Origin of the sequence: Pseudomonas sp. RIT411, assembly GCF_003057735.2 — a bacterium.
Classification (GTDB): Bacteria; Pseudomonadota; Gammaproteobacteria; order Pseudomonadales; family Pseudomonadaceae; genus Chryseomonas; species Chryseomonas oryzihabitans.
Genome location: NZ_QBIZ02000012.1, coordinates 92,569 through 117,372, shown reverse-complemented (window position 1 = coordinate 117,372; position 24,804 = coordinate 92,569). Strand labels below are relative to the sequence as shown.

The following is a 24,804-nucleotide window of genomic DNA, read 5'->3' as shown; positions in this document are numbered from 1 at the left end:
AGCAGACATGAATGCCAAGTTTCTTGCATTGGTGGCCGTGTTGGGCAGCCCTGGCTGGGTACAGGCTCAAACGCCTGTCGCGCCTAGGTCACAGGATTACGTAGACCTCTGGAAGCTCTATCAGGACAGCGCGGTGTCGGATCCTCGTATTCGTGGTGCCGAGGCTCAGGTGAAGAATCTGGAGGGCCAGGAGCGAGCCGCCTTCGGCCAGGTGCTGCCGCAGTTGAGCGGTGGGGCTTCGACCAGTCGGGTTCGGCGCGAAGAGGGCCTACAGACGCTCAACTACAACGGCGAAAGCTATAACTTGACCCTGAGTCAGGCGTTGTACAACGCGGCGGCCTGGCGCGGCTTCAAGCGTTACGAACAGCTGACCAAGCAGTATCGCGCCCAGTACGAGGATGCCAAGACCCAATCGGCGGCAGATCTGGTACAGCGCTACTTCGCCGCCCTGGCGGCGGAAGATGCCCTCGAGCTGGTCACCGCTGAGCGCAAGGCGACGCAGCGCAACCTGGATCGTGCTCAAGCGCTGTTCGACAAGCAGATGAGCACCGTCACCGACGTCCTGCAGATATCCGCCAAGGTGGACAGTCTGAAAACGCAGGAGATCGAAGCACGCAACCAGATCCAGGTGACCCGCGAGGCACTGGGTGAGCTGATAGGCCGTCCGGTCTATCAGCCGCTCAAACGCCTCAACGAGAAAGCCCAGCTGGCCATGCCCCAGGGTGATGAAGAGCAGTGGGTGAATTCGGCAGTGGCGAACAATCCGGCACTGGAGGCCAAGCAGCGCGCGGTGGATGCAGCCGATTACAGTATCGCCGAAGCTAAGGCGGGTCATCTGCCGACCTTGAGTTTCAACCTTGGCGCTCAGCGTAGTGACTTTGCTTACGACAATGTCATCGCCTCGTCCGCGATCAACACCTATTCCGCCACCATCAGCGTGCAGATTCCGCTTTACAGCGGTGGTTCGACCAGTGCTCGCGTGACCAGCTCCTATGGCTCGCGCGACGCGGCCGAGCAAGAGTACGAGTCGATCCGCCGGCAGGTAGTGAAGGAAACGCGCACGGCCTATATGAAGAGCGCAGCGGACCTGGCCAAGATCGGCTCTTCGCGCAATGCTCTGGATTCGGCGATCAAGTCGCGAGCCGCCAGTGAGCGCTCGCTCAGCCTGGGAGTGGCGACCGCCGTGGACGTGCTCAATGCGGTGCAGCAGGAGTACAGCGCGCGGCGGGACTACCTGCAGGCGCAATACGATTTCGTCACCAACCAGCTGGTCCTGCTGCGCTGGAGCGGTGGCTTCCGGGATATCGATATCCAGAAGATCAACGGCTGGCTGGCGGTGCCGACTCCTGGTGAGGAGCGCAAGACTGGCGTGAAGGAAGGCGAAGTGGCCAAGGGCTGATTCACGTCTCGCCAAACAAGAAACCCGCCTGACGGCGGGTTTCTTGTTTGGCTTCCGCTCAGACCCAGTCGCTCTGGCCGACGATCTGGATGAAGCCGTTCTGGCCTTCGGTGATGCCGTGGTTTTCCGCCGAATTGGTGAATTGAATCATGGCGTCGCCCCGGCTCAGGCCGTGATCGAGCTGACCCTTCCAGTAGGAGATGCCATTGGCATCGCCGCTTCGGTTGAGAATGGTGCTGTAGAGCTGCTCGGCGAATCCCCCGTTATCCACCGCATTGTAGCGCTGGGCGAACTCCTGGGATTGGGAGAAGCTGTTGGCGATGGTTCTGAAGCTCGTGCCATGCGCCGCCGCGTCGAGCCAGTACTGCATTCCCTGGATTTCCGGCACCCGGTCCAGCACGGTATAGAGCCGGGCGATGCCGGCCTGGGCTTCGGTGAGTAGGAAGACATTGCGATCCGTGAAGCTCAGGACGTTGGCATCGTGAAGATTGATCTGCTCACTGCCGCTGGTCGTAGCGACATGGACGGAGTTCGTCGTTCCGGCATCGGCTGACCACCGGTAGCCCTGGGAGGCTCCGGACAGATAAAGCACGTCGACGCCGGCACCGCCCAGCACGTTGGTGGTGTGATTGGCATCGAAGATGAGCTGACTTTCGACGATGCTGTCCCCCGTACTGGTGCCGAACACCACGCCCTTCTGGATCGACAGATCGGCGTCGGTCCAGGCTACGTGACTCACCTTCTGGATGTAGCCGCCGCTGCCTTCGGTTCGCTGCTGATTCTCCAGCGAGTTGGTGAACTGGATCATGGCGTCGCCGCGACTCAGCCCCTGATCGAGCTGGCCCTTCCAGTAGGCGACGCCACCAGTGTCACCACTACGGCCGAGAATAGTGCTGTACAGCTGACCCGCGAAACCGGCGTTATCGACGGCGTTGTAGCGGGTGGCGAATTCCTGGGACTGGGAGAAGGAGTTGGCGATCGTATGGAAACTCACGCCGTGGGCATGGGCGTCGGTCCAGTAGGCAAGGCCATTGAATTCCGGGGTTCGGTTGAACACCGAATAGAGACGGGCGATCTGGGCCTGGTCTTCGGTCATGACGAAGACGGTCTTGTCTTCGAAAAGCAGGGTGTTGACGTCGTGCAGGTACGTCGTCGTCCCGCTGACTGTATTGAAGACCTTCAGACTGCCGTCGGTGGTATCGGTAGAAAAGGCGTAGTTGCGGGCATAGCCATCCATCACCAGGCGATCGGCGCCCTGATAGCCGTAGAGGTGAGAGGTCTTGCTGGCATCGAAGCCCAACTGGTATTCGAAGAAGATGTCGCCGGACTTGGTGCCACTGGAAATACCCGCGCCTGAGGGGCGGTAATCGCTGTACTTCAACAGGTCATCGTTGGCGCTTATCTGCTCGCTCAGCCAACGTGCGTTGTCATTGGTCAGAGCGGCATACCAAGACAGGGTGTTGTTGGCATCTCCACCGGACAGTACGCCACGGATAAGGCTGCTGCTGTCGAGTAATGGGCCACCTGATGCCCCCGAACCGAGTCCGTTGTTTACAGAATAGATGGGATAAGCCGGCTCGTAGGTGGCCGTCCCGACATCCCGCATCAGTCCTTTTTCGTTAACGGGATAGCCTAGCAGGGTCCCGTTGAAGCTTGAGGTACCGGAGGAGGAGAAGCCCAGGTAACCGGTGATGCTGGTCAGATTGACGTCCAGGCCGATCAAGGCAAGGTCGTGGCCTGATTCGTACTTGGTGAGCAGCCCATCGTGATTGGTATCCCAGTTATTTGAATAACCCATCACCCGGGTAGCGCCATAGGTACCCAGTTCAGCAGAGAAGCTGCCTGCGGCATCGTCGACATCCGCTGCGGGCGTGACCACTGCTCGTGTCGCCCAACCACCATGTTTTTCGTCGTATACGACGTGCAGGGCGGTGAGGACATCATTGGCACCCACGATGGTTCCTGAACCCCTGAGGATGGTGCCATCAGAGAAATAGGTCTGGATGTAGCAAACTTCCTTGTAAGGAGACGTACTGCGATTGTTTATCTCGATCATCCCTAGGCACCCGCTGGTTACAGATGCGCGTAATGATACGGCAAGGCTCTAAACAGGGCTTCCTGCAGTGGGAACGTTTATCTGGTGTTTCCGTACGCTTGGCGAGATTTCGACCTTGATTATGTCGAATTGCAGGGGCGGGAAGCTGAAGGAGGGGGAAATGGTGCCGGCACCAGGAGTCGAACCCGGGACCTACTGATTACAAGTCAGTTGCTCTACCAGCTGAGCTATACCGGCAAGGGGAGGCCATTATAGCCATGGGAAAGCCCTTGTAAACCAAGGATGTGCGGCGGTTAAGGCTGGCGTAAGCCAGCTGCGGCTAAAATGACGCAAAGAGCTTGCGAGGAGCCGCTGATGAGAACCAAAACCCTGGCCTTCCTGGCCGCTGCCCTGGCCGGTTGCACCAGCCAGGCGAATCTTGAACGCAATCCGCCCATGGAGCTGCGCACCGGCAAGAGTGCCGAGGACTATCGCACCTGCCTGGTGACCGGTCTGGAAAAGGATGGTCGGCATGTGCTGGTCCAGCCGCAGGGCAGCAGTGGGCAGCGGGTGCTGGTGGACAGCAAGGTGCCGGGCGCCACGGCGGCCATCATCGACATCGGCTCGGCGTCGCGCGGTACGCGCATCCAGCTGCGCGAGCAGATGGCCAACAATCCGCTGCGGCCGCGGACCATTCTGACGGCGGTGAAGGATTGTCTGTGAGGTGAGGGGCTGGGCGGCCCTCACCTCGGCCCTCTCCCAGAGGGAGAGGGGGAAGAGCGGGCTGTCTTGCCGAGTCCCTTGCCAGGCGATTCGAAGAGCCGGATACAAGAAGGGCGCCCTTCTTGCGTTCCGCTGCCTGGAATCAGGCGGCCGGCTGATTGCGGCGCTGCGGGACCGGCTCGGCGGCGCGCTGGCCGTTGACGTCGCGCAGCGGGGTACCTCGTACCGGCGCGCCGTTGGCGACGTAGTAGGCGGCATTGCTGCGCGGCAGCGGGGCGCGGCCGCGGATTTTGTCGGCGATCTTCTCGGCGATCATGATGGTCGGGGCGTTGAGGTTGCCCGTCGCGATGATCGGCATGATGGAGGCGTCCACCACGCGCAGGCCTTCCAGGCCGTGCACGCGACCGGCGCCGTCGACCACCGCCATGTCGTCGGTACCCATCTTGTTGGAGCAGGAGGGGTGGTAGGCGGTCTCGGCGTGGGAGCGCACGAAGGCGTCCAGCTGGGCGTCGGTCACGCAGTCGCGGCCCGGGTTGATCTCTTCACCACGGTAGGGATCCAGCGCCGGCTGCTGCATGATCTCGCGGGTCAGGCGGATGCCGTCGCGGAATTCGCGCCAGTCCTGCTCGGTGCTCATGTAGTTGAACAGGATGCTCGGGTGCTGGCGCGGATCGCGCGAGGTCAGTTCGATGCGGCCGCGGCTGGGCGATCTCATGGAGCCGACGTGGGCCTGGAAGCCATGGGCCTCGATGGCGTTGGTGCCGTTGTAATTGATGGCGATCGGCAGGAAGTGGTACTGGATGTTGGGCCAGTCGAATTCTTCGCTGGAGCGGATGAAACCGCCCGCCTCGAAATGGTTGCTGGCGCCCAGGCCGGTGCCCTTGAGCATCCATTCCAGGCCGATCTGCGGCTGGTTGTACCACTTCAGCGCCGGGTACAGGGAGACCGGCTGCTTGCACTCGTACTGCAGATACATCTCCAGGTGGTCCTGCAGATTCTGGCCGACGCCGGGCAGGTCGTGGACCAGCGGGATGTCGAAGCGCCGCAGCAGCGGCGCGGGGCCGACACCGGAGCGCTGCAGGATCTGCGGCGAGGCGATGGCGCCGGCGCAGAGCAGGACTTCACGACGGGCGCGCACGGTGATGGCTTCCAGCGAATCGCCCTTCATGTAGGCGACGCCATTGGCGCGCTTGCCCTCGAAGAGGATGCGATCGGTGGTGGCGTGGGTGACGATGGTCAGGTTCGGGCGACCCTTGGCCTGATCCAGATAGCCACGCGCGGTGCTGGAGCGACGGCCATTCGGGGTAACGAAGCGGTCCATCGGGCCGAAGCCTTCCTGCTGATAGCCGTTGAGGTCTTCGGTGCGCGGATAGCCCGCCTGGACACCGGCTTCGACCATGGCTTCGAACAAGGGATTGGTATTCGGCTTGGCGGTGGTCACCGAGACCGGGCCGTCGCCGCCGTGCCAGTCGTTGGCACCGGCATCGCGCTTCTCGGCCTTGCGGAAGTAGGGCAGGCAGTCGAGGTAGGTCCAGTCTTCCAGGCCGTCGAGTTGCGCCCAGTTGTCATAGTCCAGGGCGTTGCCGCGGATGTAGCACATGCCGTTGATCAGCGAGGAGCCGCCCAGGCCCTTGCCGCGACCGCATTCCATCCGGCGGTTGTCCATGTGCGGCTCGGGCTCGGTCTGGTAGGCCCAGTTGTACTGCTTGCCCTGCAGCGGATAGGCCAGAGCGGCCGGCATCTGGGTGCGGAAGTCCAGGCGGTAGTCGGGCCCGCCGGCTTCCAGCAGCAGGACGGTGACGTCCTTGTCTTCGGTCAGCCGGGTGGCCAGGACGTTGCCGGCCGAACCAGCGCCTATGACGATGTAATCGAATTCGTGTGCCATGAAGATTCTCCTCCTGACGGCGGGTGGGGTCTGGCCCCAGCCCCGGGCCCTCTCCAGCGGAGAGGGGAGAAAAGCGCTACTGAAGCGGCTTAGAAGATCGAGGCGTAGTCGCCCAGCTCGACCTGCACCGACTTGATGCGGGTGTAGTGGCCGAGGGTGGTGAGGCCGTTTTCGCGACCGACGCCGGAATGCTTGTAGCCACCCACCGGCATCTCGGCGGGGGATTCGCCCCAGGTGTTGATCCAGCAGATGCCGGCTTCCAGGCGATGGATCAGGCGGTGGGCACGGGCCAGGTCACGGGTGACCACGCCGGCCGCCAGGCCGTACTCGGTGTCGTTGGCGCGACGCACCACCTCGTCTTCGTCGGCATAGGCCAGGATGCTCATGACCGGGCCGAAGATCTCTTCGCGGGCGATGGCCATGTCGTCACGGCAATCGGTGAAGACGGTGGGGGCGACGAAGTTGCCCTTGGCCAGTTCGCCCTGGGTGACGCGCTCGCCACCAATGAGCAGGCGGGCACCCTCGGCCTGGCCCTGGGCGATGTAGCCCAGCACCTTTTCCATGTGCGGGATGCTGACCAGCGGCCCGAAGTTGGTCTCGGCGGCCAGGGGATCGCCCAGCTTGATGCGCTTGACCCGCTCCACCACCTTGGCCTCGAAGTCGGCCTTCAGCGCCTGGGGCACGAAGACGCGGGTGCCGTTGGTGCAGACCTGGCCGGAACTGAAGAAGTTGGCCATGACGGCGATATCGGCGGCGCGCTCCAGGTCGGCGTCGTCACAGACGATCAGCGGCGACTTGCCGCCCAGCTCCATGGTGACTTCCTTGAGGGTCGAGCCGGCGGCGCTGGCCATGACCTTCTTGCCGGTGGCGACGCCGCCGGTAAAGGAGATCTTCTCGATGCCGGGATGCTCGGTCAGGGCCACGCCGACCTCCGGGCCGACGCCATTGACCACGTTGAAGACGCCAGCGGGCAGACCGGCCTCGGTGTAGATCTCGGCCAGCTTCAGCGCGGTCAGCGGGGTGACTTCGCTGGGCTTGAAGATCATGGCGTTGCCGGCGGCCAGGGCCGGGGCGGATTTCCACAGGGCGATCTGGATCGGGTAGTTCCAGGCGCCGATGCCGGCGACCACGCCCAGCGGCTCGCGGCGGGTGTAGACGAAGGAGGTCTCGCGCAGCGGGATCTGCTCGCCTTCCAGGGCAGGCACGAGGCCCGCGTAGTACTCGAGCACGTCGGCGCCGGTGACGATGTCGACGGCCTGGGTCTCGGACAGGGCCTTGCCGGTGTCCAGGGTTTCCAGCAGCGCCAGCTCATCGTTGCGCTCGCGGAGGATGTCCACGGCCTTGCGCAGGATGCGCGAGCGCTGCATGGCGGTCATCGCGGCCCAGACCTTCTGGCCGGCGGCGGCGGCGGCCACCGCCTTGTCCACGTCGGCGCGGCTGGCGCTCTGCACCGTGGCAAGCACCTCGCCGGTGGCAGGATTCAGGGTTTCGAAGGTGGCACCACCGGTGGCGGCGACATAACGGCCACCGATGTACAGCTGCTGTTCGGCGAAACGGGCCATGGACGTTCTCCCAATCTGGGCGGGCGCCGTGGCACCCGCAAGGAACACAGGGGGCGCGAAAGAAAGGTCTCTCTGCGCCAGCGATGAATCCAGTCTACTTAATTTTTATTGAACGTTCAATCAATGAAAAATTCACAGGCGTGCCGAAACGGGGCGATGGGCGGCCCAGAGCGGTTCTGTCGAAGCGGGGAGGGAGCGGGAAACGCGGGAGGAGAGCCCCGCGCCGAGTGGACGGGGCGGGGCGGCGAGAGAGGGGTCAGGCCTTGGCCAGTTGCAGGTCCAGGTAGTCGTAGGCGATCTGCAGGGCCTGCTGGGTGTTGAAGGTGTCGCCGGAGAGGGCGCCGCGCAGCCAGAGGCCATCGATGATGGCGGCCAGGCCCTTGGCCGAGGCGCGGGCCTGCTCATGGGGCAGGAGGCGACGGAATTGCCAGCAGAGGTTGGAGTAGAGCCGCAGGTCGTTGATGCGTTGCAGCCGGCGCAGATTGGGCTGGTGCATGCTGGTGGCCCAGAAGGCCAGCCAGGTCTTCATGGCCGGGCCGCTGACCTGGGTGTCGTCGAAGTTGCCCTGGATGATGGCGCGCAGGTTGGCGGCGGGATCATCGCCGGGCAGGGCGGCGCGGCGTTCGCGCACGGCCTGGCGCAGGGCATTCATCAGATGCCGCATGGTGGCTTCGAGCAGGCCGTTCTTGTCCTGGAAGTAGTGGCTGATGATGCCGTTGGAGACGCCGGCTTTGCGGGCGATGAAGGCGATACTGGCATCGCCCATGCCGACTTCGTCGACGGCTTCGAGGGTCGCGGCAATGAGCTGCGAACGGCGGATGGGCTGCATCCCGACCTTGGGCACGAGGCATCTCCTGGACAGAGCGGAAGGAGCCTCGGAGGGTAACTATTTTTTATTGAACGTTCAATCAATAAAAACGGTCACGACCTCCTGGATTGTGCCCTGGCCCAGACGGCAATACCAGTCCTGACGGGTGGTTACTTTTAATAACCGCCCGAAAGGCGTAGGCTGGAAGCCAGTTCTGCTTCGAGGATCGCCATGGACGCCGTGGTCAGTCGTATCTCCAGCCGTCGCCGCCTGCATGCCCACGCCTGTCCGATCAGGGACGTGCTGGACCGGATCGGCGATGCCTGGTCCCTGCTCACGCTCTTCACCCTGGAACCTGGTCCGCTGCGCTTCAACGAATTGCGCCGGCGGGTCGACGGCATTTCCCAGCGCATGCTTAGCGTGACCCTGCGCCAGCTGGAGCGCGATGGCCTGGTGTCCCGCACGGTGACACCGACCAAGCCGCCCCAGGTGGAATACGCCCTCACCGAACTGGGCCAGAGCCTGATGGTGCCGGTGGGCGCCCTGGCCGCCTGGGCCTCCGCGAAGCAGCCTCTCATTCAGCGCCACAGGGCGGCCTACGATCAGGTCGCCGAGGAGTTCTCTGATGACCCGTCTCGCTAAGACCGCCCTGTCGGTCCTCGACCTCGCTCCCATCCGTGACGATGGCGATGCCGCCCAGGCGTTGCACAACGCCCTGGATCTGGCGCGCCACGTCGAGCAACTCGGCTTTTCCCGCTACTGGGTCGCCGAGCACCACAACATGGACGGCATCGCCAGTTCGGCGACCGCCGTGCTGCTGGGCTATCTGGCCGCTGGCACCAGCACCCTGCGCCTGGGTTCGGGCGGTATCATGCTGCCCAACCATGCGCCGCTGGTGGTGGCCGAGCAGTTCGGCACCCTGGCTTCGCTGTATCCGGGTCGCATCGAACTCGGTCTGGGTCGCGCACCGGGCTCGGATCAGCGCACCGCCTATGCCCTGCGCCGTGATCGCCTGGGCAGCTCCGACGACTTCCCGCGGGATGTGGAAGAGCTGCAGCATTACTTCGGGCCGCAGCAGCCGGGGCAGGGCGTGATCGCCATGCCGGGTGCGGGCACCGAGGTGCCGATCTGGCTGCTGGGTTCGAGCCTGTTCAGCGCCCAGCTGGCAGCGGCCAAGGGCCTGCCCTATGCCTTCGCCTCGCACTTCGCGCCGCGCTACGTGCACGAGGCCATCCGCCTCTATCGCGAGAACTTCAAGCCATCCAAGGTGCTCGATCGCCCCTATGTGATGCTCGGGGTACCGCTGGTGGCGGCCGACAGCGACGACGAAGCCAATTACCTGGCCACCACCGTCTACCAGCGCATCCTCGCCCTGTTCCGCGGCGACAGCCTGCGCCTGCAACCGCCGGTGCGCAGCATGGAAGGGGTCTGGTTGCCCCACGAGAAGGAGTCGGTGTCGAGTTTCCTCGGCATGGCGGTGATCGGTGGCCCGGACAAGGTCCGCGAGCGCCTGGAGCTGTTGCTGGAAAAGACCGATGCCGACGAGCTGATCTTCACCTGCGACGTCTACGAGCAGGCGGATCGCCTGCGCGCCTTCTCGATCCTGGCGGATCTGAAGGGCGGTTGATGGGGATAGGTAGCGTTGGGCCTCGTTGGGCTCGGCATGACCCGGATTTATCGCGGCCATGGCGGTCCGCCGATGCGGCCGCTCCTACGAAAGCATGAAAAGTATCGCCCCTGTAGGAGCGGTCGCTACGGCGTATCGGCATGGCTGTGATCAGAACCGTAGCGTGGAAAACGGCGTAGCCTTTTCCACAGGAGACTTCCCGAGCCGGCGCTCAGGTCCATGTCCGTAGGAGCAGCCATGGCCGCGAATAAAAGCCGACCGTCTAGCGACGGTCGGCTTTTTTATGGGTGCTGCTGTTGGGCTTCGCTGCGCTCAACCCAACCTACGCCTGCGTAGCGTGGAAAACCGCGCCAGCGTTTTCCACTGGCGGCTACCGGTTCGTACTGTGGATAAGGCTGCGCCGTTATCCACGCTACGCAGGTCTGCATTACAGGAAGGTGAAGACCTGCTCGCGGGTCAGGCGGGACTTGGGCAGGGCGGCGTTGAAGTCGCTTTCGCCGCGATAGCCCAGGCCGACCACCACCAAGGCGGTGTAGCCCTGCTCGCGCAGGCCCAGTTCCTGGTCCAGGCTGTTGGCGTCGAAGCCTTCCATGGGGGTGGCGTCGATGCCGAGGGCGGCGGCGCCCAGCAGCAGGGTGCCCAGGGCCAGGTAGGTCTGCTTCTCCATCCAGTGCTGCACGTCCTTGCGCTCATACCGATGCAGATCGACGAAGTGACGGCGGGTACCGTCCTGGGTGGCGCGCGCCTCGGGCTTGGCGAAGCGGCCGTCCTGGGCTTCCTGCTCCAGCACCTGGGCCAGGTGGCCTTCGGTCATTTCCAGGCGGGTGCACAGCACGATGACGTGGGACGCCGGCAGCACCTTGGGTTCGTTGTAGGGACTCTGCATGCCCTGGGCGATGCGCGCCTTGGCCTCGGCGCTGGCGGCGACCACGAAGTGCCAGGGCTGGGAGTTGACCGAGGAGGGCGCCTGGCGCAGCAGCTCCAGCAATTCCTCGACCTGTTCGGCCGGGATGCTGCGGGAGCCGTCGAAGGCCTTGGTGGTGTAACGGGTGCGGGCGATCTGGGACAGCTGCATGGATAACTCCTGATCGGATCAGTGGGTAGGGGCCGGCTGGGCGTCGATCTTGACGCGGAACAGGCTGTAGGGCTTCTGGCGCAGGTCCTGGCCACCGTGGAACTGGGCCTGGCGATGGAGCTGGTTGGCGGTGAAATAGAGGTAGCCGTCCGGACCGATGCTGAAGGTGTCGGGCCAGAGCACACGGGGATCGTGGACCAGGGTCTTCCAGCTGCCGTCGGCCTGGCGCTGGCGCACGGCGTTGTGCTCGTAGTCGCCGGCATAGACGCGACCCTGGGCATCGGCTTCGAGGCCGTCGGAGGCACCCTTCTCGCCGAGATCCTGCACCCCGGCGCGCACCTGGGCCTCGCTCGCCTCGGGATCGCGCAGCAGGGCGGTGGGCACGGCATAGAGGTGGCGGCTGGACAGCGGGCTGAAGTAGAGGGTGCCGCCGTCCGGCGACAGGGCGATGCCGTCGCTGGCGATGGCCGGTCGGACCTTGCTGCCATCGGGGCGCTGCATCAGCAGCGGTTCGCCTTCCACCACCGGGGCGAAGCTGGGGTCGACGTTGACCTGGGGCGCGCCGGTCAGGCGACGCTGGGCCTGGCCGGTGGCGAGATCGAGGATGATCAGGCCACCGGGAGGCGCCGAGTCGGTGACATAGGCCACTCCGGCGCGACCGACGCGAAAGTCGAAGCGCACGTCGTTGACGTAGCTGTTGGGTTCGAGCACCGCGGCCGGGAAGACCAGGGTCCTGGCGACCTTGTTGGTCTTGAGGTCGATGGCCACCAGCTTGGCGCCGCCGGCCTTGGGCGCCGCGAAGCCCGGTGCGGCGGTGTCCAGCACCCAGAGGTGCCCGCGACCATCGGCCACCACGCTCTGCACGCTGATGAAGCCCTTGCCCGGCTGGCCGGGGGTCTCGACGTTGAGCGCGGCGTCCGGGTAGGGCACGGCCTTGCCGTCCTTGAGTTCGGCGACGGTGAAGGGCACCGCGTCGCCCCAGCGCGGGTAGTTGACGAAGATCCGCCCGGTCTCGCTGACGGTGACGCCGGTGGGCATGGCGTCCTGGAAGGCGAACACCGGCTCCAGCTGGCCGAGGGTGCGCTCCTGGGGCAGCGGCGCGGCCTGGGCCGTCAGGCTACCCACGGCCAGGGCGACGGCGAGGGTCAGGGCACTCAAGCGAGGCATCAGAACCCCTCCAGCACGAGCTTGCCGCGCGCCTGATGGCTTTCCAGCTGGGCATGGGCGCGGCGCAGGTTGGCGGCATCGATCCGGCCCAGGTGCTCGCCGAGGGTGGTCTTGAGGGTGCCCTGGTCGATCAGTCCGGCGACGCGTTCGAGGATCTCGTGCTGGCGCACCTTGTCCGGGGTCTGGAACAGCGAGCGGGTAAACATCAGTTCCCAGTGCAGCGACAGCGACTTGGCCTTCATCGGCACCACGTCGAGTTGCGCCGGATCGTCGATCACGCCCAGGCGACCCTGGGGCCGCAGGACATCCACCAGCTGGGTGAAGTGCTCATCGGTGTGGGTGAGGCTGGCCACCAGGGTCACGCCATCCAGACCCAGGGCTTCGAGCTGGGGTCGCAGCGGCTGGTGATGGTCGATGACGTGGTGGGCACCCAGCTGGCGCACCCAGTCCTGGGTTTCCTGGCGCGAGGCGGTACCTATCACCGTCAGCTCGGTGAGCTGGCGGGCCAGCTGCACCAGCACGGAGCCGACGCCGCCTGCCGCGCCCATCACCAGCAGCTGCTGGCCGGCGCCGCCACCTTCGGTCGCGCCAAGACGGTCGAACAGCAGTTCCCAGGCGGTGATGGCGGTCAGCGGCAAGGCCGCGGCCTGGGCGTGATCCAGGCTCTTGGGCTTGTGCCCGGCCAGATGCTCGTCCACCAGGTGCAGTTCGCTGTTGCAACCGGGGCGGAACAGCTCGCCGGCGTAGTAGACCTCGTCACCCACGGCGAAGCGGCTGACGGCGCTACCCACGGCGCGGACCACGCCGGAGACGTCCCAGCCCAGTACCTTGGACTCGCGCTGCACCAGGCCCTGGCGCACCTTGGTATCGACCGGATTGACCGACACGGCGCGGACTTCCACCAGGAGGTCATGGGCCTCGGGCGTGGGGTCGGGCAGCACCGCGTCCTGCAGGGCACGGGGATCGCTGGCGGGCAGGGTGGTGTCACCGTGAACGATGGCTTTCATGGGCGGGTTCCTTTGTACGATAAGAAGACGTGAGCCCATGGTCGTCTTCATGCTCGACCGGAAAAAGCGGCAGAATCGGATAGCACCTTCACTGCAGGAGTGAAAATGATCCGCTTCGACGACCTCGGCCTCTTCGTCCGCTCCGCCGCCCTCGGCAGCTTTTCCCGCGCCGCCCGCGAGGCAGACCTCCTGCCGGGGCAGGTGAGCGCCGCCATCGGCCGGCTGGAGCGCGAACTGGGCATCCGCCTGTTCGCCCGCTCGACCCGCAGCCTGCGCCTGACCGCCGAGGGCGAGGCCTATCTGCCCTATGCCCGTGAGGTGCTGGAGACCTTGCGCGAAGGGCGCGAGCGGTTGCAGGGGGAGAGTCCGGAATTGCGTGGGGTGCTGCAGGTGGCGGCGCCTTCGGATCTGGGGCGCAATCTCCTGCTGCCCTGGCTGGCCGAGTTTCGTCAGCGCCATCCCGGCCTGACCCTCAGGCTCTACGTCTCGGACCAGCAGGCCGACGTCTATCGCGATCCGGTGGACATCGCCATCCGCTACGGTCGCAGCCAGGACGACAGCCTGGTGGCCCTGCCGCTGGCCCCGGACAATCGCCGGCTGCTGGCGGCGGCGCCGGCCTATCTGGCCCGCCAGGGCGCGCCGCGCAGCCTGGACGACCTGTCCAGGCACGCCTGCCTGCTCTACCAGCTGCATGGGCGCACCTATGACAAGTGGAGCTTTCCACAGGCCGACGGCAGTCTGCGCCAGGTGGCCGTCAGCGGACCCCTGCAGAGCGACGATGCCGAGGTGGTGCGGCGCTGGGCGGTGGCTGGGGAGGGTATCGTCTACAAGTCCTGGCTGGACATGCGCGACGACCTGCAGCGCGGTCGGCTGGTGCGGCTGCTGCCCGAGCAGCCCGGCGAGCCGTTGCCGCTGCAGCTGTTCTGCCCGCACCGGCGGCAATTCTCGCCGGCGGTGCGGCAGCTGCACGGCTGGCTGGCGGAACGCTTCGCGGCCCTGGGCGAGCAGCCCTGAAACGCAAAGGGGATGGCGCCGCGAACGGAGCCACCCCCGCGGGTACCGCGCCTGCCTTATTGCAGGTGCTGCTTGAGCAACTGGCCGGCCTGAGTCAGCGCAGCCTGGACCTCGGGTACCTTGGCCAGGGCGTTGAGTAGGCCGTAGTCGTGGATCATGCCGTTGTAGCGCACCTGGACGACATCGACGCCGGCGGCGTTGAGCTTGCGGGCATAGGCCTCGCCCTCGTCTCGCAGCACGTCGTTCTCGGCGGTCTGCACCAGCGCCGGCGGTAGACCCTTGAGCTGGGCCTCGCTGGCCCGCAACGGCGAGGCGTAGATGTTGGCGCGCTCGGTGTCGCTGGTGGTGTAGTTGTCCCAGAACCACTTCATCATGTTGCGGGTCAGGAAGCGGCCCTCGGCATAGGTCTGGTAGGAGCCGTTGTCGAAGCTCGCATCGGTCACCGGCCAGAACAGCACCTGGTAGCGCAGCTTGGGCGTGCCCTTGTCCTTGGCCATCAGGCTAACCACCGCGGCCATGTTGCCGCCGACGCTGTTGCCGGCCACCGCCAGGCGACTGCCGTCGACATCGATGTCCTTGCCGTGCTCGGCCACCCACTGGGTCGCGGCATAGGCCTGGTTGATGGCCACCGGGAAGTGGGCTTCCGGACTCGGGGTGTAGTTGACGAACACCGCCGTGGCGCCGGAGGCCACCACCAGGTCACGCACCAGGCGCTGGTGGGTGGGGAAGTCGCCCAGCACCCAGCCGCCGCCGTGGAAGAACATGAAGGCCGGTGTCTGCCCCTTGGCGTTGGCCGGGCGGACGATGGTCAGCTGCAGCGGCTTGCCGTCGACCTGGATGGTCTTTTCACGGGTCTTGACCCCCGAGAGATCGACCTTGGCGCCGGACTGGGCGCCGGCCAGCACCGCGCGGGCGTCCTTGGGGCTCAGGGTTTCCAGGGGTTTGCCACCGCTGCCGTTCAGGGCATCGACGAAGCCCTGGGTGGTGCGCTCCAGATGCGGATCGGGCTGGGGCGCGGCGAAGGCGCTGCCCAGAGCCAGGCTGAGCGCGGAAAGGCCAAGCAGGCGAGAGACGGTACGCATGACAGATGACTCCTCGAACGGGAAGGACCGGGCGCCTCGGCGGAGGCGCCAGGGTAATACCGCGACCTTTAGGCCAGGGTCAGGCGCACGTCCACGTTGCCGCGGGTCGCGTTGGAGTAGGGGCAGACCTGGTGGGCCTTCTCGACCAGGTCTTCGGCCACGGCACGCTCCAGGCCCGGCAGGCTGATGACCAGCTCGACGTCCAGGGCGAAGCCGGTGGGGATCGGGCCGATGCCGACCTGGGCGGTCACGCTGACGTCCGCCGGCACGGCGATCTTTTCCTTGGCGCCGACGAACTTGAGCGCGCCGATGAAGCAGGCCGAATAGCCGGCGGCGAAGAGTTGCTCGGGATTGGTGCCGGCACCGCCGGCGCCGCCCAGCTCCTTGGGCGTGGACAGCTGCACGTCCAGGACCTTGTCGCTGCTGATGGAACGGCCGTCACGGCCACCGGTGCTGGTTGCGGAAGCGGTATAGAGGATGTTCATGGCGTGCTCCTGTTTAGGTATCGCGATAACTGATCGTTCGGACGTTAACCGAAGGAATCGTCCGGGTACGGATTTAAGTTATCGCGATATTCGTTATCGCGCAAATATATTTTCAGGAGCAGCCGACCAGCGGCAGCGAAGGAGGCTAACGCTCCAGCTTGGCTCTCAGGGTCATCAGGTTTTCGCGCAGGGCATTCATCTGGGCATCGCCCAGCGCGCAATAGCTGCTGATGGTGCCGTTGATCTCCCGGGCCCGCTCGCGCAGGGCGCGGCCAGACTCGGTGAGTTCGATGGACAGGTTGCGCTCGTCCTCGGCATTGCGCTGCCGGGTCACGTAGCCCTCGGCTTCCAGGCGCTTGAGCACCGGGGTCAGGGCGCCGGAGTCCTGGTGCAGCCGGCGCGCCAGCTCCTTGAGCGGCAGCCGATCGTTTTCCCACAGCACCAGCATCATCAGGTACTGCGGATAGGTCAGGCCCACCTCTTCGAGCAGCGGCTTGTACACCTTGGTCATGGCCAGCGAGGTGGAGTACAGCGCGAAGCACAGCTGCTGATCGAGAAGGAGGGGGTCTTTGTTGTTCATCGCGTTCCCGCCTGGGTAAATGAGAAATGATTCTACCCCGAGCATTTGGGTAGCATTAGTCCTTTCGCTCTCAGACCCCAGGGTTTCCATGCGTATCCATGTGTCGTTCATCGATCGTGTCGGCATCACCCAGGAAGTCCTGGCGCTGCTCGGTGCCCGCAATCTCAACCTGGACGCCGTGGAGATGGTGCCGCCCAACGTCTACATCGATGCGCCGACCCTGAGCGCGACGGTGCTGGAGGAATTGCGCGCCGCCCTGCTGACCGTGGTGGGGGTGGAGGCGGTGCGGGTGGTGGACATCCTGCCCGGCCAGCGCCGCTCCCTGCAGCTCGACGCCCTGCTCGCCGCCATGGCCGATCCGGTGCTGGCGGTGGACGGCGAGGGCCGCATCCTGCTGGCCAATCCGGCCTTTGCCGCCCTGGCCGGGGAAGGCGCCGGCAACACCCTGGCCGAGCTCTTCAATGACAGCGAATTGTCCGCCGAACTGCTGGACCAGGGCTTTCGCCTGCCCCTGCGCGAGGTGGTACTGCGCGGCCAGGCGCTGCTGCTGGACGCCACCCCCATCGGCGAACCGGTGGGCGGCCTGGCCGGTGGCCTGCTGACCCTCTATGCCCCCAGCCGTATCGGTGGCCGCCTCTCGGCGCTGCGCCACGACACCCCCGAGGGCTTCGATTCGCTGCTCGGCGACTGCGCCGCCATCCGCACCCTCAAGGCCCGCGCCCAGCGCCTGGCCGCCCTGGAGGCGCCCCTGCTGATCCTCGGCGAGACCGGCACCGGCAAGGAACTGGTGGCGCGCGCCTGCCATGCGGCCAGTGCGCGGCGCGAGGCGCCCTTTCTGGCGCTGAACTGCGCGGCTCTGCCGGAAAGCCTCGCCGAGAGCGAATTGTTCGGCTATGCCCCGGGCGCCTTCACCGGCGCCCAGCGCGGCGGCAAGCCGGGCCTGCTGGAACTGGCCGACCAGGGCACGGTGTTTCTCGACGAAGTCGGCGAGATGTCGCCCTATCTGCAGGCCAAGCTGCTGAGATTTCTCTCCGATGGCACCTTCCGCCGCGTTGGCGGAGCCCAGGAAACCCAGGTCAACGTGCGCATCCTCGCCGCCACCCATCGCGATCTGCAGGCCATGGTCGCCGCCGGCACCTTTCGCGAAGACCTCTTCTATCGCCTCAATGTGCTCAGCCTGCAGGTGCCGGCACTGCGCGAGCGGGGCCAGGACATCCTGCTGCTGGCACGGCACTTCCTGCAGCAGGCCTGCGCCCAGATCGGCCGACCGCCGTGCCGCCTGGCGCCGGCCACCTATGGCGTGCTGCTGGGCAACGCCTGGCCGGGCAACGTGCGGCAATTGCAGAACATCCTCTTTCGCGCCGCCGCCATCAGCGAGAGTGGCCAGATCGACGTCGACGACCTCGACCTGGCCGGCACGGCGGTGGCGGGGCAGGTCGAGACCGAGGTCAGCACCCTGGAGGCCGCCGTCCAGGGCTACGAGGCGGCGCTGCTGGAACGACTCTATCCGCAGTACCCGTCCAGCCGCCAGCTGGCCGCGCGGTTGCAGACGTCCCACTCGGCCATTGCCATGCGCCTGCGCCGTTATGGTATCCCCCGGCGAGACTAGCCCCGCCGCTTCAAGTTTCGTCACGGCAGCCCGATAACGTCAGACGACATCACGCTCGGACGGGGGGAGGGCTTCGTGACGAGCAGCTTCTTGCATTGGCTGGTTCTCGGTCTGGTGCTGGTGTGCACGGGCGTCCGTGCCGGCGCACTGCAACTGGTGACCGAGGACTATCCGCCGTTCAGCGTGGTCCAGCCGGATGGCCAGGTGACCGGCTTTTCCGTCGAGTTGGTGCGGCTGCTGTTGGCCCGGGCCGAGCTTGCGGCCGAGCCGCAGGTCATGCCGTGGGCGCGGGCCTTCGCCCAGGCCCAGGGCCGGCCCGATGTCCTCGTCTTTTCCATGGCGCGTCTGCCCGAGCGCGAGGCGCTGTTCGAGTGGGTGGTGCCCCTGACCGAGACCACCCTCTGCCTGTTCAGCTGGCGGGACCGCGTGCGTCCCTTGGCCAGCCTGCAGGCGGCCCGCGGCCTGCAAATCGCTACGGTCAACGGCGATGCGGGAGAGCGCATCCTGCTGGAGCAGGGCTTCACCGTCGGACGGGAGCTGCAATCCGGCACGCATTACAGCCTCAACCTGGAGAAACTCAAAGCCGGTCGGGTCGACCTGTGGATCGCCAACCGCGCCGTGGCCGATCACCTCGCTCGCCAGGCTGGCTACGATCCTCAGGGCGATCTGCGGCAGGCCTACTGCGCCGCCCCCTATCCGCTGTATCTGGCGGCCAGCCTGGGCACCGCTCCCGAGGTGATGGCACGGCTGCGGGCGGCCTTCGTGACGTTGCAACAGGACGGTACGCTGGCCGAACTCCAGCGGCGCTGGCTATGAGGGGCGTGCTGAAACGCCGCTCGCTCGGTAACCGCCTGGCCTTGCTGACGGTGGCGTTCTGTCTGCTGTTTTCCGCGGCCACGGCAGGGCTGCGCACCTGGAATATCTGGGAACAGAATCGCCTGGGAATGGATACCGAGCTGCAATTGCTGGAGCAGGTGTACCAGTCGACCCTGACCAAGGCCATCTGGGAACTGGACAAGCCCGCGGTGCAGGCGCAACTGGACGGGGCGTCGCGCATCGCCTCGGTCGGCCGTATCGAGCTGCGGCTGACCGGCCACGGCCAGGAGTCCGACGTCCAATCCCGTCAGCAGGCCGACTGGGCGCCCTCGAGCCTGGCGCCGAGTCGAAGCTCCACGCTGGTCTACAGTCCCTATCCGGGCGGTCACGAGGTGCTCGGCGAACTCCTCATCCAAGGCAATGAAGCCCTGCTCTGGCGCGAATTGCGCGACAGCGTGGCGAGTACCCTGCTGACCCAACTGGCACTCGCCCTGCTGCTCGCCGGCCTGGTCAGCCTGGCCTTCAATCGGCTGGTGACCTTGCATGTCCGTCGGATCGCCCGCCACCTGTCCCGGCTGACGGCCGCCACCCTCGCCGAGCCCCTTCGACTGCGGCGGCCCACCCGCCAGGACGAGCTGGATCTGCTGGTGAGTGGCATCAATACCCTGCAGGGCAACCTGGCGGGCTACCTGGCCCAACAGCATCGCCACGAAGAAGAGCTCGCCGCGCATCGCGATCTCCTGGCGGAGCGAGTTCGCGAGCGCACGGCAGAGCTCGAGGCCTTGGCGACGGCGCAGCAAACCATCTTGAGGCTGTCCAACCAACTGATCCATGCGCCTTACGCGGACTTCGACCGGCATTGCCAACTCTGTCTACAGGAGGTCGCACAACGCTTGCGCGCGCGTCAGGCCTTCTGGTTCAAGCGTGACACCCGGGATGCGCCCTATCGCCTTTACCAGGGCTGGTTCCGCGACGCCGAGCCGTTGGCCGCCGGTCTGACACTGCCGCCGCCCTGCGCCCAGGTGCTGGAAGCCCTGCTGGAACCCGAGGTCCCCCGTACCTTCGCGACGCGCGAGGCGCTCGTGGCCGCCTTCGGTGACGCGGCGGAGCCGCTGTTGGCACTAGGCAACGAAGCCCTGGCGCTGGTCCATCTGCGGATCGCCGAGGACGAAGACGGTTTGCTGCTCTTCGGCTGCAATCTGGGCGGCGAGTGGCGCACCGATGAACGCGCCCTCATCAACATGACCACCCAACTGCTCTTGCATGCCTCCCATCACCAGTTGCAATTGCGCGACCTGCTGACGTCCCAGGAGGCGTTGCGCAGCGCCAACGCGCGGCTGGAGCAACTGTCGCGCAGCGATCCGCTCACCGGGCTGCCCAATAGGCGCTGTTTCGACGAGGCCGAGGAGGCGGAGTTTCGCCGCGCGCGACGCTCCGGGGAGCCCCTCGCGCTGCTGCTCTGCGATGTCGACTTTTTCAAGCGCTACAACGATACCTATGGGCATGCCCAGGGCGATGTCTGTCTGCAGCAGGTGGCGACCGCCATGCAGCAGGTCGTCACGCGCCCAGGCGACCTGGTGGCGCGGATCGGCGGCGAAGAGTTCGCGGTTCTGCTGCCCGCGACCGATCTGGCGGGCGCGGGGGCGATGGCCGAGCGCTTGCGCCGGGCCGTCGCCGCGCTGGAAATCACCCATGCCGGCTCGGAGGCTGCTGGCCACGTCACCCTGAGCATCGGCTATGCCACCCTGAGTACCGATATGCACGATTTCGCCAGCCTGCTGCGCCAGGCCGACCGGGCGCTCTACCGCGCGAAAAGCCTGGGGCGCCATCGCAGCTGTCATCTGCCTGAGGAGCCGCTGCCATGAAGCGTCATCTGTTGTTGGCCCTGCTGGCCTTGCTGGGGCCGGGCGTGGAGGCCGCCACGGTGCGCGCCGTGACGGAAGAGACGTCCTTGAGCTGGAGCGTGGACGGTCGGGTGGGTGGGCCGGCGACCTCGGTGGTGGAGCGTACCCTGGCCCTGGCGGGTATCACCGACTACCGCCTGGAACTCTATCCCTGGGCTCGCGCCTATGATCTGGCCCTGCACGAGCCAGGGGTGCTGATCTATCTGATCGCCCGCACGCCGGCTCGCGAGACCCAATTCCAGTGGGTCGGGGAGGTCATGCGCCTGCGGTACTACTTCTATCGGCTGGCGAATCGCGACGACGTGCGTATCGAGCGTCTCGACGACGCCCGCGCCTATCGGCTGGGCGTGATGCGCGACGATGTGCGCCACCAGTATTTGCAGTCGCTCGGCTTCCAGCAGCTGGTGGTGTCAGGCCAGCAAAAGGACAACTTCAGCCGCTTGCTCAATGGTCAGGTGGATGCCGTGCTGCTGCCGGAGCAGGATGCCATTCGCTTCTGCCAGGACGCGGCTAGCGCCTGTCCGGGATTGCGCCGCCTCGCCGCCCTGGAGGATCTCGATACCCCGCTGTACATGGCGTTCAGCCCGACCACGCCGGCGCCGCTGGTAGCCCGGCTGCGCACGGCGTTCGCGCAGCTCAAGGCCAGTGGCGAGGTCGCTCGGCTGCTGGAATAGCCGAGCGACCCCCGACCATCAACGCAGCACGTTGGTCTTGGCCAGGTCCAGCACCTCGCTGCCGCGCCCGCTCATCACCGCGCGCAGCATGTAGAGGCTGAAGCCCTTGGCCTGGGCCGCTTCGATCTTCGGCGGCAGCGACAGCTCCTGCTTGGCGATGCGCACGTCCACCAGCGCCGGGCCGGGGTGGGCGAACGCCTCTTCCAGGGTGGCGTCGAGCAGGCTGGCCGATTCCACCTTCCAGCCGCGCACGCCGCAGGCCTCGGCCACCTGGGCGAAGTCGACGGCGGCGAGATCCGTGGTCTCGTCGATCATGCCGGCGGCCTTCATCTCCATGGCGACGAAGCCCAGGGTGGCGTTGTCGTAGACGATGACCTTGACCGGCAGCTTCTCGCTGGCCAGGGTCGCCAGTTCGCCGAGCAGCATGGACAGTCCGCCGTCGCCGGCCAGCGCCACCACCTGGCGGTCGGGATAGGCCGCCTGCAGACCCATGGCCTGGGGCAGGGCATTGGCCATGGAGCCATGGGTAAAGGAGCCGGCCAGCTTGCGCTCGAAATTCATCGCCAGGTAGCGCGCCGCCCACACCGTGGGCGTGCCGACGTCGCAGGTGAAGAGGGCATCCGCTGCGGCCAGTTCGCTGACGCGGGTGGTGAGGTACTGCGGATGCAGCGGCTCGCCATCGGCGGTGGCGGTGGCCAGTTCGTCCAGCTCGGCGCGGGTCTTGCGGTAGTGCTGCTGGGCCTTTTCCAGGAAGCGGCTGTGGCTGTTGGGCTGGAGTCGCGGCAGCAGGGCGTCGAGGGTGGCGCGGACATCGCCCACCAGGCCCTTGAGTAGCGGGGTGCGTACGCCCAGGTGGGCGCCGCGCACGTCGATCTGCACCACGCGGCCGTGATCCGGGAAGAAGTTGCGATAGGGGAAGTTGCTGCCCAGCATCAGCAGTAGGTCGCACTCCTTGAGTGCGTGATAGCCGGACGAAAAGCCGATCAGGCCGGTCATGCCCACGCCATAGGGATTGGAATACTCGATGTGGGCCTTGCCGCGCAGCGCATGGACCACCGGGGCCTGCAGGCGCTCGGCCAGGGCCACCACCTGGGCATGGGCACCGGCGCAACCGGCGCCGCAGAGCAGGGTGATGCGCTTTTCCCCGGCCAGCAATTCGGCCAGGGCATCCAGCTCGGCCTCCGGCGGCACCACCACCGGACGCACCGGCTCGCTCCACTGAGCTTCCTTGATCGGCGCCTCGGCCAGGGCCACGTCGCCGGGAATCACCACCACCGACACCGAACGATTGAGGATGGCCGAACGCATGGCGGTCTCGAGGATGCGCGGCAGTTGCTCGGGATGGGAGACCACCTCGCAGAAGTCGCTGCAGTCGCGGAACAGGCGTTCCGGATGGGTCTCCTGGAAATAGCCCAGGCCGATCTCGCTGGAGGGAATCTGGGCGGCGATGGCCAGCACCGGCGCACCGCTGCGCTGGGCGTCGAACAGGCCATTGATCAGGTGCAGGTTGCCCGGGCCACAGGAGCCGGCGCAGACCGCCAGACGCCCGCTGGTGTCGGCCGCGGCACTGGCGGCGAAGGCCGCAGCTTCTTCGTGCCGCACGCCACGCCAGCGGATGCGCTCACGCTTGCGCAGGCTTTCGGTGAGGCCGTTGAGCGAATCGCCCGGCAGGCCCCAGATGGTGTCGACACCAGCCGCTTCGAGGGTGGCGACGAGCAGATCGGCAACGGTTTTCACAGCCATGACAAAGACTCCAGACAAGGATGGAAGAGGGCAAAGCCGCTTGGCAGAGGTCTTGTTGTGCCTTGTTGGTCCGACGAAGCGGGGCGGAAGTTCGCGGCGGGTGCGCTTGTCCGAATCTTGCTCCGCGCCGATGACATTTCCGCCTCCGGCGTCTTTCCCAAGGCTTCACCAGGTGTCATCCGCGCGAAGAGCGCTATACCAGCTGTGATGCCTGATGCCGAGAGGGTGCCGATTGACAGATCCAGCCTTGCCCCTAATATGGGATATACATCCGATATATCCCGGAGGTCGATCATGGATCAAGGCGCCGTATTCCAAAGCAATCGCAGTCAGGCGGTGAGACTGCCAAAGGCGGTTGCCCTGCCCGCAGACGTGAAGCGCGTCGATGTGGTCGCGGTCGGTCGCACGAGGATCATTACCCCGGCCGGGGAATCCTGGGATTCCTGGTTCGAGGGGGAGGGTGTCACGGCGGATTTCATGGCGGAACGGGACCAGCCCGCCGAGCAGGAGCGCGAGGGCTTCTGATGCTCAAGTTCATGCTCGACACCAACACCTGCATCTTCACCATCAAGAACCGACCGACGTCGGTTCGCGAGGCCTTCACCCGGCACCAGGGGCAGTTGTGCATCAGTACGATCACCCTGATGGAGCTGATCTACGGTGCGGAAAAGTCTTCCAGCCCGGAGCGCAACCTGGCGGTGATCGAGGGCTTCGCCGCGCGGCTGGAGGTGTTGACGTACGGTCCCGAAGCCGCAGCCCATACCGGGCAGTTGCGCGCCGAACTAGCCCGAGCGGGTCAGCAGATCGGTCCTTACGATCAGATGATCGCGGGGCATGCGCGCTCCCTGGGCCTGATCGTGGTCACCAACAACCGTCGCGAGTTCGACCGGGTGCCAGGCCTGCGCGTTGAAGACTGGGTCACCGCGGGAGGAAATTAGCGCGCAAGGCGCTCTATCCGCCTCTGACTGCGGCACAGTGATAAGGAACAGCAGGGCCCTGGCGTACAGCCCAGCTGTCGGACCCAGGAGCCTGGCTAATATCGTAACGATTTCGATACGCCGTTTGTAAATCGATACGAGTGTGGCGGGTTGGGGCGTCAATCGTAACGATTTCGCTACGGCGCAATAGGGGTTCTTTAGCTAAACCCCTGAAAACACTGGCCTTTGTTCCTGGCATCACCCTTGCAATCCCAGACCCATCTATCCATCAGGACAAAGGTCCGCAGGAGTCTGGCAATGGGTCTGCGCTATACCGAAGAACACGAATGGCTGCGTCAGGAAGCCGATGGCAGCATTACCGTCGGCATCACCGACTATGCTCAGGACTCCCTGGGCGACCTGGTCTTCGTGCAATTGCCGGAGCTGCGCAGCTACGCCCAGGGCGATGAGGTGGCGGTGCTGGAGTCGGTCAAGGCCGCCAGCAACATCACCATGCCGCTGGACGGCGAGGTCCTGGCGGTCAACGAGGCGCTGAACGATGCGCCCGAGACCATCAACAGCGATCCGCTGAACGCCGGCTGGTTCTTTCGTTTCCAGCCCGCCAATGCCGAAGCCTTCGCCGCGCTGCTCGACGAAGCCGCCTATCAGCAACTGATCAAGGGGTAAGACCG

Annotated in this window: 23 protein-coding genes and 1 tRNA gene; 12 read left to right on the top strand and 12 right to left on the bottom strand. The window is 65.8% G+C overall.

All coding sequences use genetic code 11. The features are described from left to right. Positions 1-7 precede the first annotated feature (7 nt). Positions 8-1,399 (top strand): TolC family outer membrane protein, encoded by a 1,392-nt coding sequence (locus DBY63_RS16925; protein ID WP_232104556.1) that lies wholly within the window; start codon positions 8-10, stop codon positions 1,397-1,399. A gap of 58 nt (positions 1,400-1,457) precedes the next feature. Here the strand turns inward: DBY63_RS16925 and DBY63_RS16920 are convergent, their stop codons facing one another. Both DBY63_RS16920 and DBY63_RS16915 read right to left on the bottom strand, forming a co-directional pair. After that, a complete protein-coding gene (locus DBY63_RS16920; RefSeq protein WP_158541731.1) occupies positions 1,458-3,455 on the bottom strand; it encodes a DUF4214 domain-containing protein in 1,998 nt (665 codons plus the stop codon). Between the two features lie 161 nt (positions 3,456-3,616). Further along, positions 3,617-3,692: transfer RNA gene (locus DBY63_RS16915), tRNA-Thr, on the bottom strand. A 117-nt stretch (positions 3,693-3,809) separates the two neighbouring features. Here DBY63_RS16915 and DBY63_RS16910 point away from each other — a divergent pair. Further along, positions 3,810-4,157, top strand: a complete 348-nt coding sequence (locus DBY63_RS16910) for a hypothetical protein (RefSeq protein WP_027597345.1) — start codon at positions 3,810-3,812, stop codon at positions 4,155-4,157. Between the two features lie 142 nt (positions 4,158-4,299). Here DBY63_RS16910 and betA read toward each other — a convergent pair whose 3' ends face one another. The 3 genes from betA to betI all read right to left on the bottom strand — a co-directional run bounded on the left by betA (position 4,300) and on the right by betI (position 8,448). Beyond that, positions 4,300-6,042: a choline dehydrogenase gene (gene betA / locus DBY63_RS16905; protein ID WP_027600605.1), complete on the bottom strand. Its 1,743-nt coding sequence runs from the start codon at positions 6,040-6,042 to the stop codon at positions 4,300-4,302. Between the two features lie 89 nt (positions 6,043-6,131). Beyond that, complete coding sequence (gene betB / locus DBY63_RS16900; protein ID WP_108581669.1) at positions 6,132-7,604, bottom strand: betaine-aldehyde dehydrogenase; 1,473 nt, start codon at positions 7,602-7,604, stop codon at positions 6,132-6,134. Positions 7,605-7,860: 256 nt separating this feature from the next. Beyond that, entirely contained in the window at positions 7,861-8,448 is a 588-nt protein-coding gene (betI, locus tag DBY63_RS16895; RefSeq protein WP_007159951.1) for a transcriptional regulator BetI, read from the bottom strand. Positions 8,449-8,643: 195 nt separating this feature from the next. Between betI and DBY63_RS16890 the strand changes: the two genes are divergently transcribed. Next, positions 8,644-9,054 carry a helix-turn-helix domain-containing protein gene (locus DBY63_RS16890; protein ID WP_044342493.1) on the top strand — a complete coding sequence of 137 codons (411 nt, stop codon included), beginning with the start codon at positions 8,644-8,646 and terminating at the stop codon, positions 9,052-9,054. Next, positions 9,038-10,039, top strand: coding sequence for an LLM class flavin-dependent oxidoreductase (locus DBY63_RS16885; RefSeq protein WP_007159949.1), 1,002 nt, complete (start codon positions 9,038-9,040; stop codon positions 10,037-10,039). Before DBY63_RS16890 ends, DBY63_RS16885 begins: the two co-directional genes overlap by 17 nt. A 427-nt stretch (positions 10,040-10,466) precedes the next feature. Here DBY63_RS16885 and nfsB read toward each other — a convergent pair whose 3' ends face one another. From nfsB to DBY63_RS16870, 3 genes are read right to left on the bottom strand one after another with little or no spacing between them, the layout of a single operon-like run. Beyond that, positions 10,467-11,114 carry an oxygen-insensitive NAD(P)H nitroreductase gene (gene nfsB / locus DBY63_RS16880; protein ID WP_074584227.1) on the bottom strand — a complete coding sequence of 216 codons (648 nt, stop codon included), beginning with the start codon at positions 11,112-11,114 and terminating at the stop codon, positions 10,467-10,469. An 18-nt stretch (positions 11,115-11,132) separates the two neighbouring features. After that, positions 11,133-12,281: an L-dopachrome tautomerase-related protein gene (locus DBY63_RS16875; RefSeq protein ID WP_108581668.1), complete on the bottom strand. Its 1,149-nt coding sequence runs from the start codon at positions 12,279-12,281 to the stop codon at positions 11,133-11,135. Next, complete coding sequence (locus tag DBY63_RS16870) at positions 12,281-13,288, bottom strand: zinc-binding alcohol dehydrogenase family protein (RefSeq protein ID WP_042134713.1); 1,008 nt, start codon at positions 13,286-13,288, stop codon at positions 12,281-12,283. The genes DBY63_RS16875 and DBY63_RS16870 overlap by 1 nt, the downstream gene beginning before the upstream one ends. 105 nt (positions 13,289-13,393) lie before the next feature. Between DBY63_RS16870 and DBY63_RS16865 the strand changes: the two genes are divergently transcribed. Then, positions 13,394-14,302, top strand: coding sequence for a LysR family transcriptional regulator (locus DBY63_RS16865; protein ID WP_077171141.1), 909 nt, complete (start codon positions 13,394-13,396; stop codon positions 14,300-14,302). A 56-nt stretch (positions 14,303-14,358) separates the two neighbouring features. On the opposite strand, the gene DBY63_RS16860 is transcribed toward DBY63_RS16865, so the two are convergent. The 3 genes from DBY63_RS16860 to DBY63_RS16850 all read right to left on the bottom strand — a co-directional run bounded on the left by DBY63_RS16860 (position 14,359) and on the right by DBY63_RS16850 (position 16,449). Continuing rightward, positions 14,359-15,384, bottom strand: coding sequence for an alpha/beta hydrolase (locus tag DBY63_RS16860; RefSeq protein WP_108581667.1), 1,026 nt, complete (start codon positions 15,382-15,384; stop codon positions 14,359-14,361). A gap of 68 nt (positions 15,385-15,452) precedes the next feature. Next, on the bottom strand, positions 15,453-15,869 hold the full coding sequence (locus DBY63_RS16855) for an organic hydroperoxide resistance protein (RefSeq protein WP_027597355.1): 417 nt from the start codon (positions 15,867-15,869) through the stop codon (positions 15,453-15,455). 145 nt (positions 15,870-16,014) lie between these two features. Continuing rightward, positions 16,015-16,449 (bottom strand): MarR family transcriptional regulator, encoded by a 435-nt coding sequence (locus DBY63_RS16850; protein ID WP_027597356.1) that lies wholly within the window; start codon positions 16,447-16,449, stop codon positions 16,015-16,017. Between the two features lie 88 nt (positions 16,450-16,537). On the opposite strand from DBY63_RS16850, the gene DBY63_RS16845 reads away from it, so the two are divergent. From DBY63_RS16845 to DBY63_RS16830, 4 genes are all read left to right on the top strand, one after another. Then, a complete protein-coding gene (locus tag DBY63_RS16845; protein ID WP_108581666.1) occupies positions 16,538-18,058 on the top strand; it encodes a sigma-54-dependent transcriptional regulator in 1,521 nt (506 codons plus the stop codon). Positions 18,059-18,133: 75 nt separating this feature from the next. After that, positions 18,134-18,874: a transporter substrate-binding domain-containing protein gene (locus DBY63_RS16840; protein ID WP_158541730.1), complete on the top strand. Its 741-nt coding sequence runs from the start codon at positions 18,134-18,136 to the stop codon at positions 18,872-18,874. 5 nt (positions 18,875-18,879) lie between these two features. Continuing rightward, positions 18,880-20,739 (top strand): diguanylate cyclase, encoded by a 1,860-nt coding sequence (locus DBY63_RS16835; RefSeq protein ID WP_158541729.1) that lies wholly within the window; start codon positions 18,880-18,882, stop codon positions 20,737-20,739. Next, positions 20,736-21,452 (top strand): transporter substrate-binding domain-containing protein, encoded by a 717-nt coding sequence (locus DBY63_RS16830; RefSeq protein ID WP_108581663.1) that lies wholly within the window; start codon positions 20,736-20,738, stop codon positions 21,450-21,452. The genes DBY63_RS16835 and DBY63_RS16830 overlap by 4 nt, the downstream gene beginning before the upstream one ends. Before the next feature lie 18 nt (positions 21,453-21,470). Here DBY63_RS16830 and poxB read toward each other — a convergent pair whose 3' ends face one another. Next, positions 21,471-23,195 carry a ubiquinone-dependent pyruvate dehydrogenase gene (gene poxB / locus DBY63_RS16825; RefSeq protein ID WP_042134704.1) on the bottom strand — a complete coding sequence of 575 codons (1,725 nt, stop codon included), beginning with the start codon at positions 23,193-23,195 and terminating at the stop codon, positions 21,471-21,473. Between the two features lie 294 nt (positions 23,196-23,489). Here poxB and DBY63_RS16820 point away from each other — a divergent pair, with 294 nt between their 5' ends. The 3 genes from DBY63_RS16820 (at position 23,490) to gcvH (ending at position 24,799) form a co-directional block, all read left to right on the top strand. Beyond that, a complete protein-coding gene (locus DBY63_RS16820; RefSeq protein WP_027597360.1) occupies positions 23,490-23,720 on the top strand; it encodes an AbrB/MazE/SpoVT family DNA-binding domain-containing protein in 231 nt (76 codons plus the stop codon). Next, positions 23,720-24,133: a tRNA(fMet)-specific endonuclease VapC gene (gene vapC / locus DBY63_RS16815; RefSeq protein WP_027597361.1), complete on the top strand. Its 414-nt coding sequence runs from the start codon at positions 23,720-23,722 to the stop codon at positions 24,131-24,133. The genes DBY63_RS16820 and vapC overlap by 1 nt, the downstream gene beginning before the upstream one ends. A gap of 297 nt (positions 24,134-24,430) precedes the next feature. Beyond that, a complete protein-coding gene (gene gcvH, locus DBY63_RS16810; RefSeq protein ID WP_007159937.1) occupies positions 24,431-24,799 on the top strand; it encodes a glycine cleavage system protein GcvH in 369 nt (122 codons plus the stop codon). Positions 24,800-24,804 lie beyond the last annotated feature (5 nt).